The organism is Mesonia algae, assembly GCF_003253545.1.
GTDB classification, from domain to species: domain Bacteria; phylum Bacteroidota; class Bacteroidia; order Flavobacteriales; family Flavobacteriaceae; genus Mesonia; species Mesonia algae.
The window spans coordinates 19,355-31,470 of record NZ_QKYV01000007.1; the positions used below are offsets into that span (position 1 = coordinate 19,355).

General features: G+C 32.4%; 11 protein-coding genes. 4 read left to right on the top strand and 7 right to left on the bottom strand.

Annotated elements, in window-relative coordinates; all coding sequences use genetic code 11:
• Positions 1-39: 39 nt before the first annotated feature.
• A complete protein-coding gene (locus LX95_RS12000; RefSeq protein ID WP_111541707.1) occupies positions 40-1,008 on the bottom strand; it encodes a LamG-like jellyroll fold domain-containing protein in 969 nt (322 codons plus the stop codon).
• A gap of 119 nt (positions 1,009-1,127) precedes the next feature.
• Between LX95_RS12000 and LX95_RS12005 the strand changes: the two genes are divergently transcribed.
• The 3 genes from LX95_RS12005 to LX95_RS12015 all read left to right on the top strand — a co-directional run bounded on the left by LX95_RS12005 (position 1,128) and on the right by LX95_RS12015 (position 4,364).
• Positions 1,128-1,547: an HYC_CC_PP family protein gene (locus LX95_RS12005; RefSeq protein ID WP_245924774.1), complete on the top strand. Its 420-nt coding sequence runs from the start codon at positions 1,128-1,130 to the stop codon at positions 1,545-1,547.
• A gap of 184 nt (positions 1,548-1,731) precedes the next feature.
• The gene (locus LX95_RS12010) at positions 1,732-3,978 is read left to right on the top strand and encodes a TonB-dependent receptor (protein ID WP_111541708.1); all 2,247 of its coding nucleotides are present in this window, start codon (positions 1,732-1,734) and stop codon (positions 3,976-3,978) included.
• A gap of 20 nt (positions 3,979-3,998) precedes the next feature.
• Positions 3,999-4,364, top strand: a complete 366-nt coding sequence (locus LX95_RS12015) for a heavy-metal-associated domain-containing protein (protein WP_111541709.1) — start codon at positions 3,999-4,001, stop codon at positions 4,362-4,364.
• 57 nt (positions 4,365-4,421) lie between these two features.
• On the opposite strand, the gene accD is transcribed toward LX95_RS12015, so the two are convergent.
• Genes accD through tamL form a run of 3 tightly spaced genes read right to left on the bottom strand, consistent with a single transcriptional unit; the run spans position 4,422 to position 9,008 of the window.
• Positions 4,422-5,279 carry an acetyl-CoA carboxylase, carboxyltransferase subunit beta gene (gene accD, locus LX95_RS12020; protein ID WP_111541710.1) on the bottom strand — a complete coding sequence of 286 codons (858 nt, stop codon included), beginning with the start codon at positions 5,277-5,279 and terminating at the stop codon, positions 4,422-4,424.
• Between the two features lie 33 nt (positions 5,280-5,312).
• A complete protein-coding gene (fbaA, locus tag LX95_RS12025) occupies positions 5,313-6,386 on the bottom strand; it encodes a class II fructose-bisphosphate aldolase (RefSeq protein ID WP_111541711.1) in 1,074 nt (357 codons plus the stop codon).
• Between the two features lie 54 nt (positions 6,387-6,440).
• The gene (gene tamL, locus LX95_RS12030; RefSeq protein WP_111541712.1) at positions 6,441-9,008 is read right to left on the bottom strand and encodes a translocation and assembly module lipoprotein TamL; all 2,568 of its coding nucleotides are present in this window, start codon (positions 9,006-9,008) and stop codon (positions 6,441-6,443) included.
• Positions 9,009-9,042: 34 nt separating this feature from the next.
• On the opposite strand from tamL, the gene LX95_RS12035 reads away from it, so the two are divergent.
• A complete protein-coding gene (locus LX95_RS12035; protein WP_111541821.1) occupies positions 9,043-9,765 on the top strand; it encodes a TrmH family RNA methyltransferase in 723 nt (240 codons plus the stop codon).
• Positions 9,766-9,779: 14 nt separating this feature from the next.
• On the opposite strand, the gene LX95_RS12040 is transcribed toward LX95_RS12035, so the two are convergent.
• From LX95_RS12040 to ubiE, 3 genes are all read right to left on the bottom strand, one after another.
• Positions 9,780-10,538: a carboxypeptidase-like regulatory domain-containing protein gene (locus tag LX95_RS12040; RefSeq protein WP_146240788.1), complete on the bottom strand. Its 759-nt coding sequence runs from the start codon at positions 10,536-10,538 to the stop codon at positions 9,780-9,782.
• A 66-nt stretch (positions 10,539-10,604) separates the two neighbouring features.
• On the bottom strand, positions 10,605-11,297 hold the full coding sequence (porT, locus tag LX95_RS12045; protein WP_111541714.1) for a type IX secretion/gliding motility protein PorT/SprT: 693 nt from the start codon (positions 11,295-11,297) through the stop codon (positions 10,605-10,607).
• A 4-nt stretch (positions 11,298-11,301) separates the two neighbouring features.
• Positions 11,302-12,030 carry a bifunctional demethylmenaquinone methyltransferase/2-methoxy-6-polyprenyl-1,4-benzoquinol methylase UbiE gene (ubiE, locus tag LX95_RS12050; protein WP_111541715.1) on the bottom strand — a complete coding sequence of 243 codons (729 nt, stop codon included), beginning with the start codon at positions 12,028-12,030 and terminating at the stop codon, positions 11,302-11,304.
• Positions 12,031-12,116: the final 86 nt, after the last annotated feature.

The window sequence follows — 12,116 nt, forward strand, 5'->3', positions numbered from 1 at the left end:
CAAGCGGCAAATATAACACTATATTTTATTTATAATAGGTTACCTGATGATAAATTTTATATTTTGAGTTTGCATTGAAACTTTATTCTTAAGGTTTAAAAAATATATTCCTGCAGGAAGATTTGTTAAATTTATTAAATTGTTTCTTGACGAAATATTTTGCTTTTTTTGTATAGATTTTCCTGTTGTATTATATATTTCTCCCATATAAATAGCATTGCTGAGGTTTGCTAAACCAATTATTTTATCTGAAATATTAATGACTTTAATGCTTGAAATTTCACTTTCACTAACTGATAGTGATTGGCAATTTGTTGAAAGATTATATAGAGCATCAACTTCATTAGCATTAAGAGCACGACGATATACTTTTAAATCATCAATAACTCCATTGAGGTTTTTTCCTATTTTATAATTTTGGGAAATATTTCCAATGTTAAAATTGTTATTGTTAATTTGTCCTCTAAGTATATTGTCTCTATATAATTTAACTTCATTATTGCTTATAACCATAACTAGGTGGTGCCAATCTGTATTATCCCAAACAACATCAACTTCTTGGTTCCAATCATTGTCCCAAATATTTTCACTGCCTGAATCATTAATTAAAGGAGTGTTTAAGTCATATACCCCTATGAAAAAACTATTGGATTGATTCACATTATTTTTTAAAAAAAGAGTTTCTAAGTCTCCCGCAATATTATTATTCATTTTAAACCATAGGCTTACGGTAAAGTCATCACCATTTATCAAACTATTCGAGTTATTGTGAGGAATTTCGATAAATTCATTATTTTGTCCATTAAATGTTACTGCACAATTAAAATTTCCTCCTCGATCTGTAGTATAGGTTTCAAATCCTGATAATATAGGTGAACTATTATTAGTTAAGTCAGTAACTTCATTGCTAAACGCCATATCGAGAATTAAGTTACTTGTTAGATCTTGAGGCTTAACCTGTGAGGTGATTAATAAAGAAGTTAAAAAAAAGAGTAGTTTTAAATTCATAATATTTGATTTTAAATTGTTAGTTTCTATATATTTAACAAGCAAGTCTTAAGTTATCCTACTTTTAATTTTAAATAATTATATGTTGGGTTTAAGTAATATTTTCTTAATTTTGTCTGGTGAAAAACAATAATCTCCATAAAATACTTTTGTCGTTGTTAGCTATTTTAATAGTGCTGTCAACCACTTCTTTTACCATTCAAAAACATTTTTGTGGTGATTTTTTAATAGATTCTGCGGTGTTCACAGCTGTAGAAAAGTGCAGTAAAGAGTCTTGCTCTAATCGTGATGATAGTAATAACTTTACATCCCCCGATTGTTGTAATGATGTAGCAGATGTAGTACAGGGGCAAGATGTTCTTATAACTAAAAATTTTGATGATTTAGAGTATACACAGCAAGTGTTCTTGTTGGCATTCTCTATTTCTTATATTGATTTATTTCAACCCTTATCGGAATATTATATTCCGCATCAATATTACTCTCCTCCCAGATTAGTGGCAGACATTCAGGTATGTCATCAAGTTTTCTTGATTTAGAATTTTTTAAGAGGTTTTCTTGACAGTCCGCATAACAGCGTCAATTTTATATGTTTTGTTATCCGCGGAAGCATATCTAAAAGGAAACTATTCATTTTTATATTTCAAATCTAAATTTAAAAATACTATCTAAAGATATTATTCAGAGCCATTTGAATAAACTTTAAGTAGATAATCTTAAAAAATGAAAAAATTAATTTATGTGTTTTTTCTCATTTTATTTCCGTTAAGCATATTCTCTCAAGAGAAAGTAGAAGGGATTATTTATGAAGAAAATTCAGACACAAAAAAGACTCCTTTATTAGGAGCAAATGTATACTGGTTAAATACCGAAGTAGGTACGGTAACCGATTTTGATGGTAAATTTTCTATTCCGTATAAAGAAAGCTATTCGCAGTTAGTCGTTAGTTATATTGGGTTTAAAAGTGATACCATTCAAGTGAAAAATCCCAACAAGCAAATTAAAAGTTCCTTGATTTCTAAAGGTAATTTAGATGAGGTAACAGTTGTTTCAAGAAAAAAAGCAACTTCTCGTTCTTATATTGAAGCCAAAAATGTAATTAATGTAAGCAGCGACGAATTGTTGAAAGCTGCTTGTTGCAATTTGTCAGAGAGCTTTGAAACGAATCCTTCTATTGATGTTAATTTTGCTGATGCAATTTCAGGAACCAGGCAAATTAAAATGTTGGGCTTAACAAGTCCGTATATTCTTATTGCCATGGAAAATATTCCTACGGTAAGAGGAGCTGCACAAGCTTACGGTTTAAGTTTTACTCCTGGAACGTGGGTAGAAAGTATACAAATCACCAAAGGAGCAGGTAGTGTAGTAAATGGCTATGAAAGTATCGCTGGGCAAATTAATGCCGAACTGCAAAAACCAACAAAAGACGATAAGCTATTTGTGAATTTGTACGGAGCAAGTAGTCAACGAATGGAGTTAAATACACACTTTAATACTCAGGTAAGTGAAAAGTGGAGTACAGGTCTATATTTACATGGCAATACACATCAAGAAAAGCACGATGTAAATCATGATAACTTCTTAGATATGCCACAATATCATCAAGTAAATGTCATGAACCGCTGGCAATATACCGATACAGAAAATGGTTTTGTAGGGTTTTTTAATATAAGGTACCTTAATGATGAAAAGCAAACTGGAGAAATTAATTTTGATCCAGATACCGATAAACTAACCACCAATGCTTGGGGAAGTGAGATCAATACCACTCGCTACGATTTTTCAGGTAAATTGGGCTATGTGAATCCAGAATTGCCATGGCAAAGTGCAGGTTTACAATTTGCGGTAAGCAATCATCAACAAGACTCTTATTTTGGTTTACGTAGATATGACATAGAACATAACAGTATCTATTCAAATTTTATCTATAACTCAATCATTAGTGATTCTCGTCATAAAATTAAAACAGGATTTGATTTCACATATGATAAATATGATGAGTTGGTAGAAACAACTTCTTTCGAACGAATCGATAATTCTGTTGGGGCATTTTTTGAATATAATTTTGACAATTTAGACGATCTTAATTTTACTGCAGGAATGCGGGTTGATAATCACAATAGGCTTGGTTTTTTTGTAACACCTAGAGTTCACGCAAGATATACTCCTTGGGAAAAATCTGCGTTTAGAGCTTCAGTAGGGAGAGGAAAACGTTTGGCCAATATCTTTGCAGAAAATCAAAACCTATTTGCTACCTCTAGGAATATTAATATAAACGCTTCCGCGGAAGGAAATATTTATGGTTTAGATCCAGAAATAGCTTGGAACTACGGAGTTTCTTATTTGCAAGGATTTAATCTTTTTGGAAACAAAGCAGATGTAACTTTTGATTTTTATAGAACCGATTTTCAAAACCAAGTGGTGGTGGACTGGGAAAATCCAAGAGAGATTAGTTTTTATAACTTAGAAAATGATAGTTATGCCAATAGCTTTCAGGCAGAGTTTAATTATAACTTATTTGAAGGTTTAGATACACGCTTAGCCTATAAGTATTATGACGTAAAAACTAAATACCAAACAGGTGAAAAGATGAAGCCATTAACAGCGCAACATCGTTTTTTCGCGAATGCGTCTTATGAAACTCCTATTAAAAATAATAGCAAGTGGAAGTTTGATGTCACTTACAATTGGCTAGGGAAACAGCGTTTTCCATCTACCGTAGCTAATCCAGCAGAGTTTCAATTACCAGAATATTCACCAACTGTTTCTACAATTAATGCGCAGGTGACAAAGGTTTTTTCACCTAGATTTGAAATTTACGTAGGAGGAGAAAATATTACTAATGTAAGACAAGATAACCCTATTTTAGATCCTGAGAATCCATTTGGATCAAACTTTGATAGTACATTTGTATACGGACCTGTTTTTGGAAGTTTATATTATGCAGGTTTAAGATATAGAATTAAGTAAAATAATTAAAATAAGAAAAGATGAAAAAATTATTAAGTATAGTGTTGTTATTAATGACTACTATGGTTTTTGCTCAAAATAGGAATGCGAAGGCTTCTTTTGAAGTAGACGGAGTGTGTAATATGTGTAAAGAGCGAATTGAAACTGCCTGTATTAAAACCAAAGGCGTAAAAAGCGCTAATTGGGATGTTAATACACATCAATTAGATTTAATTTATAATGAAACGAAAACCAATTTAAACGAGATAAAAAAAGGGATTTTAGAAGTTGGGCACGATCTAGTAAATGCAACAGCAACAGAAGAGGCGTATAATAGCGTTCATCTTTGCTGTAGATATCGTGATGAAGTGGTAAAAGATGACCATAAAGACGACAAGGATAAATAAGCTTTACTTTGTGTAAAAGTAAAAGCCTCTAAGATTTAAAATCTTAGAGGCTTTTTTTTATGCTCTTACTTGTTGATTTAGAATTAAATCTAAATACAAATTGACTTTATTTTTGAGCTCTTTTCTTGGAGTTATAAAATCTAAGAAACCATGTTCTTTTAAAAATTCTGCTGTTTGAAAACCTTCAGGTAATTCTTTTCCTGTAGTGTCTCTTACTACACGAGGACCAGCAAAACCAATTAAAGCTCCAGGTTCAGAGATGTTGATATCACCTAGCATCGCATAAGATGCCGTAGTTCCTCCTGTTGTAGGGTCTGTACAAAGGGAAATATAAGGAATTTTAGCTTCAGCTAATTGAGCTAACTTTACAGAAGTCTTTGCTAATTGCATTAAAGATAAAACTGCTTCTTGCATCCTTGCCCCACCAGACTTAGAAACAATTAATAGAGGAATATTATTTTTTAAAGAATGATCTGCAGCACGGGCAATTTTCTCTCCTACAACAGATCCCATAGATCCTCCAATAAAACTGAAATCCATACAAGCTACAACTAAATCATTTCCTTTAGACTTTCCTACTCCAATACGAATAGCGTCTTTAAGATTGGTTTTAGCCTCTGCTTCCTTAATGCGATCTGGGTACTTTTTCTTGTCCTCAAATTGTAAAGGATCTTTCGAAGTTAAATTTTTATCTAGCTCTTTATATTTATTGTCATCAAATAAAATCTCGAAATATTCTTTACTTCCTATTCTTACGTGATAACCATCTTCTGGACTTACGTAAAAGTTTTTCTCTAGTTGTTCTGCATCAACAATTTTACCTGTTGGAGATTTATACCATAATCCTTTAGGAACATCTTTCTTATCTTCTGTTGCCGTTTGGATTCCTTTTTTTGTTCTTTTAAACCAAGCCATAGGGTGCTAAATTAGGTTTTGTAAAAGTTAAGTTTATTTGCTTAACGAATTAACGTTATTTAAATCTTCAAATGCTTTTTTAAGTCGGTTTTTAAAAGTGATTTCACCTTCTCTTAACCATTTTCTCGGATCGTAATATTTTTTGTTAGGAAGGTCGTCCCCATCAGGATTTCCTATTTGAGCTTTTAAGTATTCTTGTTTTGATAAGATATAATCGCGAGCACCTTCCGTAAAGGCATATTGCAAATCGGTATCAATATTCATTTTAATAACACCATAACCAATAGCTTCTCTAATTTCCTCTAAGGTAGATCCACTCCCTCCGTGAAAAACGAAATCTATGTGATTATTCTCTACATTATACTTATCGGAAATATGTTCTTGTGAGTTTTTAAGAATTTTTGGTGTTAACTTTACATTTCCTGGTTTGTAAACACCATGAACGTTTCCAAAAGCAGCAGCAATTGTAAATTGGTCACTAATTTTACTTAATTCTTCGTAAGCATAGGCTACTTCTTCTGGTTGAGTGTAAAGTTTAGAAGAATCAACATCTGTATTATCAACGCCGTCTTCTTCTCCTCCAGTAATACCAAGTTCAATTTCTAAGGTCATTCCCATCTTACTCATCCTGGCAAGATATTCTTTACAGACCTCAATATTTTCTTCAATAGGTTCTTCGCTCAAATCTATCATATGAGAACTATAAAGCGGTTTTCCATGAACTTTATAAAATTCTTCTCCAGCATCTAAAAGGCCGTCAATCCAAGGCAATAATTTTTTCGCACAATGATCGGTGTGTAAGATAACCGTAGCTCCATAAGCTTTTGCTAAATCATGCACGTGCTTAGCTCCAGTAACACCACCTAAAATAGCTGCTTGGTGATTTTCGTTAGAAAGACCTTTTCCTGCATTAAAAGTAGCTCCTCCATTAGAGAACTGAATAATCACTGGGGAGTTAAGCTCTGCCGCAGTTTCTAAAACAGTATTTACAGTGTTAGAACCTACCACGTTTACAGCTGGTAAAGCATAACCATGTTTTTTTGCGTGGTTAAAAATTTCTTGAACTTCTTTACCAGTAGCTACTCCTGATTTTATATTATGACTCATAGATTTGATATGCGTTAAATAATTGATGATGCAAAATTAATAAAATAAAACCGCTTAGAAAGGATAATTAATACCAACATTATAAACAGCATTTGAAAAATTATAATCTCTAAACCATTTTTCTTGGTTTGCCGCGGGATTGTACGTTTTAAAACCAACGTCAAAACGAATGACGAAAAAATCTAAATCGTATCTTAGCCCTAAACCAGAACTTACCGAAAGCTCTTCTAAATCTTTAATGGTATTAAATTGTGCAGCTTCATCTTCTACATTATCTAAAACATTCCAGATGTTTCCTACATCTACAAATAATGCACTGTTTAGTGCGCCAAAAAGATTAAAACGGTATTCTAGATTAAAAGTAATTTTCATGTTAGCTTCATTAAACTCATTTACACCACCAGTGCTACCAGGGCCTAAATCGTAAGCTTGCCACCCTCTATTATCATTTGCTCCACCTGCAAAGAAACTTCGTGCAAATGGAATGCTGTTTGAGTTTCCATAAGGTACCGCCAAACCTCCTAGTGCTCTAGCTGCGATAATATTTTTATTGCCTAAATCCCAATGTTTTATAAAATCGATTTCGCCCTTTAAGTACTGAGAAAATTGAACTCCGAATAAATCAAAATTATCAGATTTGTTAGATTTAAGATTTAGCAAATTAGCAGCGAGTGCCAAGGTATTTCCTGAAGCTTCAATTTTAAATCTAAACTGAGTAAATTCATTATCGTATATATTTTCTCTAGTATTTTTAATGTAATTGAAACTAGTGGCAAGGATAAGGTTGTCTTCTGTTAAACGTTCTTTTCTTTCAATGATATTTTTCGCTTCTCTTAATTCATCAGAGGGGAGTGAAACATCATTTGAATTAATGTCGTTTATAAATCTATTAACTCCACTAGGAATAATTAAATCCGGGGCACCGGTGTCTCCCTCGGGTAATTCTTCAAAATAATTTGGGTTAACATTGCTTATATTTTCTTGAGCAATTTCATTGAGACGACTAAAAGAGTTTCTATAAACATTAAAATAGTTACTGGTGTTAAGATTTCTTACATACTGTAAATCTAAAAGATTAAGTTTATGAGTAAGCTCTGTATTAGGGTACCAACGGTATGAATATTTGCTTGTTACGTTTTGTTTGTCTAATCCTATGTTTTGCTGAGTGCTCGCACCTATACTTAACGTAGTAAAAGGCGACATAGATTTAGGTATAATATTCTCGGTGTTAATAAATGGAAAGGCAATTTTAGGGAAAGTAAGGCTTAAGTCTCCACCAATTTCTGAAATATTAAAAAAGCGGTCCTCACTTTCTGCCGCGTCTTTAGAAGAACCAATACTTCCTCGTCCCGAAATTTCTAAATTTTCGGCACCTTTAAAGATATTTCTTATTAATAATGAACCTCCAAATCCTATCCCAAAATCTTGAATGTTACTTCGGGAAACATCAAAATTATAGGTAACACCAAATTTAGGTTTCGGGGTTAAAAATACATTCGATATAAGTTGAGTTCCTGTAGAATCTTCTGGATCGGGCACATATTGGATGTTAGGATATTTAAATTGTCCTAACTCATTCATTCTTTTAAAAGTTAAAGAACGATCTATGTCTTTGTAAACTTCTCCTTTTTTTATAAAAACAGCATCAGAAATTGCCTTAGGCTTGTATTTTAGTTTTTCAAAACTATAAATATCATAGCCTTTGTAACTTGTAGAATCTGTAACAGGTTTACTCTTATTCTCATAAGCGTAATCGGGAAAAATATTTACTTTACTTATGTAATGAATTTTATAAGGAACGGTGTAAGTAGAATCTAGCTTTGTGATTTCTCTATTTGCAATTACTAGATCTATATTGGCTTTATGATTCGTATTTATAGTATCGGCATCAAAAGAAATGTATTCTTTTTCAAAATGAAATAAGCCACTATTTCTAAACTGGGAGGTGATACGCTCACGCTCTGCTTCAAAATCATCTGTGTTAAATTGATTTCCCTCTTTAACGGTGGCTTCACTCTCTTTTTCACGGTATAAAGAATCTGCAACTGGAGATTTAATTCTTTTTGTAATAGAATCTACAAAGTAGGGTTGGTGAGGTTTAATAATATAATCTACTTGCGCACGCTGATTATCGTTTTTAGTAATTTCATAATCAGTTTCTACATTAAACCAACCGTGATTCCAGTACCAAGCTTTGAGTCTATTGGCAGATTTTTTGGTTTTTTCTTCACTTACAATGGTGGGCGCTTCCCCTGTTTCTTCTAAAAACTCATTAAAAGAAATGTAAGCTCTGCGTATTCTTTTTACTTGCTTATCAGAATAAATACTCTTTAAACGCGCTCTTCTTTTTTCTTTTTTATCTAACCAATGGGTAAAACTGGTATCTGGAGTAGGGTCTGCTAAATTATAAATATGTAACCTTAACGGAAAGCTTAAAAGTTTTACATTAGGCTCTTGGTACAACTGGTTGTATATTTGCCGAGTAGAAATACGCTCATCATTTACTAAAATATTATTTTTGGTAAGTAAATGCTGGTTGTCTTTTACACGTTTTACAGGGTTGCAACTCGAGATAAAAAGTACCAAAAGTAAGAATGTTATTTTTGCAGGTACAGCTTTCAAAAAAAATAATTTAGGTTCAAAAATACATCAATTTATGCTTAGCAAAAGCCAAATAAAGTTAATAAACAGTCTATCACAAAAAAAATACCGAAATAAAAACAGATTGTTTGTAGCAGAAGGAATAAAAGTCATTAAAGAACTCCTTAATTCTTCTTATGAACTAGAAATGCTTTTTGCCGAAGTCGATTTGTTTTTTGTTCCTAAAGATAAATTTACTCTAGTAACACCGCAAGAACTTAAAAAGATTACTAAACTAAGCACAGCTCAAACTGCTTTAGCCTTGTTTAAAATCCCAGAAATGGAAGAAAAACCACTTCAAGATTTGGTGGTAGCTTTAGACGGAGTGCGAGATCCAGGAAATTTAGGAACCATCATTAGGCTTTGTGATTGGTTTGGCGTAAAACAACTTTTATGCTCAAATGATACAGTAGATTGTTACAATGAAAAAGTAGTACAGGCCACGATGGGTTCTCTTACTAGAGTTCATATCGCTTACGCGGATTTATATGAAACCTTAAAAAACACCGATTTACCCCTATTAGGAACTTTTATGGATGGTGAAAATGTATATAAAACTCAATTACCGTCAAGCGGAATTTTAATCTTAGGCAATGAAGCCAACGGCATTTCTTCCTCTATCGAAACTCTAGCAAGTCAAAAAATAAGTATTCCCCAATTTGGTGAAAATCAATCTACCGAAAGTTTAAATGTAGCTACTGCTACTGCTATTTTGCTAAGTGAGTGGAGAAGAGGGTAATTAATTAGTGCAATTTAAAAATGTCGTCTATTTTCTTTACTTCTAAAAAGATTTAAGAATTGTTGGAAGATGTTGGGCCTTTGTACCGTTATAAACCCTTCTAATGTATTTTCGTTTGTAGTTAAGACTATATCTATTTTTTTGCTCTCCTTATTAATTATCACTTTTTGAGTGTCGAAGCCAATGTAAGTAAATTCTAAACTTACTTCCTCATTAAGATCTTTTTTAGGTATTTGTATTAAATAATTACCATCTAAATCTGTCTGTGTGGCATTAGAAGTGTTTTGTTGGGTAATACTTACATTAGGAACAGGTAAATCAAAGTTGTCAGTAACTGTGCCGTTTATGCTTATAAATTTTATAAGTTCACAAAAAGGTGCTGAGTTTTTTAATACTTGAGTAGTATTTTCTTCATTCTGTTTCTCTTTTTTATTATGTGTTTTGAAATCTAGAACTGAATATTGACGAGATCTTTTTTCTTGAGCAAAACTAGGTTGAGCTACGGCAATAATAGAACCTAAACCTAAAGCAATTCCTAAACGACTTAGGTTGTTATGGGAAGAGATTGTATAATTTTGTTGAAGTTGGTCTTTAGTAAATCTGCCACATAAATTCTTACTGCTTTTTATTTTTCGAGTAATGTCAGAAGAGGAAAGTTGTGTAAAATCAATCACCTCTTTCTGGCAACTGGCACAAAACCTCCCTTTTTGGCTAGGAGTCATGTTTTGCCAGCCTTCGTTACATGGTTTAGGAATGTCTATGGTATATTTCAAAAACACAATATTTAATTCATCTTAAAGATAAAGAATTAAATATGAATCAACTAAAAAGTTATTTGGTTATTGAAAAGTAAAATTAATAAAAATACCTCGCGTACTCATACTGTCAATGTTTCCAGTATATGGGCTGTTGGGATCTTCATCTCTTTTAAGTTCATCGGTCATCGCAAAAATACCGCGTATAGATGGAGTAAATTTAAAATAAGGTAAGTATAAATCTATACCAAAACCAACTTCGTAATAATTGGTGTTATTTATCATTCTAAATTCTCCAGCACTATTATCATCGGGATTGTTTTCATTACTTGATAAATTAATCGAAGTAGAAACTCCTGCAACCACAAAAGGCTTAAAATTATTGATTCGTTTGGTTGAGAACTTCACCAGTAGCGGAATGTGAACATAGGTAGATTTTACTTCTCTAAAGTTATCTTCGGGAATATCTGGAAAGGTTAAATTTCTACCAGAAAAAACTACTCCAGGCTCTAATCTTAAATCTATATAATCGTTAATCCTTAAGTTTCCTAAAAGTCCCACATTGAAGCCTAAGCTTTTTTCGACAATCACATCTTGAGCCTGACCTTCGTATTCAAACTTAAAATCGTAAGAATTGAAACCTAAAAAATAACCCCAAGACCAACGTTGTTTGTCAAAGTTCTCTTTGTTTTTAATTTTTTCTTTACTAAAAAGCCATTGAGCTTCTGTAGTTTGAAATGCGATAAAAAAGATAAATAGAAAAAATATTTTCTTCATAAACTTATTTTGATGCCGTATATATCGTTGCCACTCCCATAGTTTGTGGAAGATGTTTCACTTGTGTAAACCCAACTTTTGCTAAAATATTGTTGAACTTTTCTCCAAATGGAAAAACAGCCGCGCTATCACTTAAATATTTATAAGCAACTTTATCTTTAGAAAATAATTTACCCACAGTAGGTAAAATAAACCTACAATGAAAACGATAACCTTGTTTAAAAGGGAATTTGGTGGGAACCGAGGTTTCTAAAACCACAAATATACCTCCAGGTTTTAATACGCGTAAGATTTCTTTTAATCCGTTTTCTAAGGTTTCAAAATTTCTTACCCCAAAGGCTACAGTTATCGCATCAAAAGAATCATTTTCAAATGGTAAAGCTTCAGAGTCACCTTGAGTCATTTCAATGATGTGGTCTAATTTTTTTTCTGTAATTTTTTTTCTACCTACACTCAACATTCCTTCAGATAAATCTAAGCCCACAACTTTGGGAACTCCTGCTTCCGCTAAGCTAATAGCTAAATCCCCAGTTCCTGTAGCAATATCTAAAGCGTTTTTAGGATTGGTTTGTTTTACCAAATCAATCACTTTTTTTCTCCAAGAAGTATCAATCCCAAACGAAATTACACGGTTAAGCCCGTCATAATTTTCAGAAATAGTATCAAACATTTGTTCTACTTGCTTTTTCTTGCCAAGCTGAGAATCTTTGTAGGGTGTAACTTTCTTAGACATCTTTATTTTTTTGGCAAAGATAAGTTTTATGCTTTAATATTGCTTTTAAAGGTTTAAAAAATTGCTTGAGAGGATTTTAGCAAATC

What these genes read in the sequence shown, in the direction of transcription:
- ubiE (WP_111541715.1), bottom strand. Translation starts at nt 12,030, where the DNA reads ATGTCTAAGAAAGTTACACCCTACAAAGATTCTCAGCTTGGCAAGAAA.
- LX95_RS12010 (WP_111541708.1), top strand. Translation starts at nt 1,732, where the DNA reads ATGAAAAAATTAATTTATGTGTTTTTTCTCATTTTATTTCCGTTAAGC.
- accD (WP_111541710.1), bottom strand. Translation starts at nt 5,279, where the DNA reads ATGGCTTGGTTTAAAAGAACAAAAAAAGGAATCCAAACGGCAACAGAA.
- porT (WP_111541714.1), bottom strand. Translation starts at nt 11,297, where the DNA reads ATGAAGAAAATATTTTTTCTATTTATCTTTTTTATCGCATTTCAAACT.
- LX95_RS12035 (WP_111541821.1), top strand. Translation starts at nt 9,043, where the DNA reads ATGCTTAGCAAAAGCCAAATAAAGTTAATAAACAGTCTATCACAAAAA.
- LX95_RS12015 (WP_111541709.1), top strand. Translation starts at nt 3,999, where the DNA reads ATGAAAAAATTATTAAGTATAGTGTTGTTATTAATGACTACTATGGTT.
- LX95_RS12000 (WP_111541707.1), bottom strand. Translation starts at nt 1,008, where the DNA reads ATGAATTTAAAACTACTCTTTTTTTTAACTTCTTTATTAATCACCTCA.
- fbaA (WP_111541711.1), bottom strand. Translation starts at nt 6,386, where the DNA reads ATGAGTCATAATATAAAATCAGGAGTAGCTACTGGTAAAGAAGTTCAA.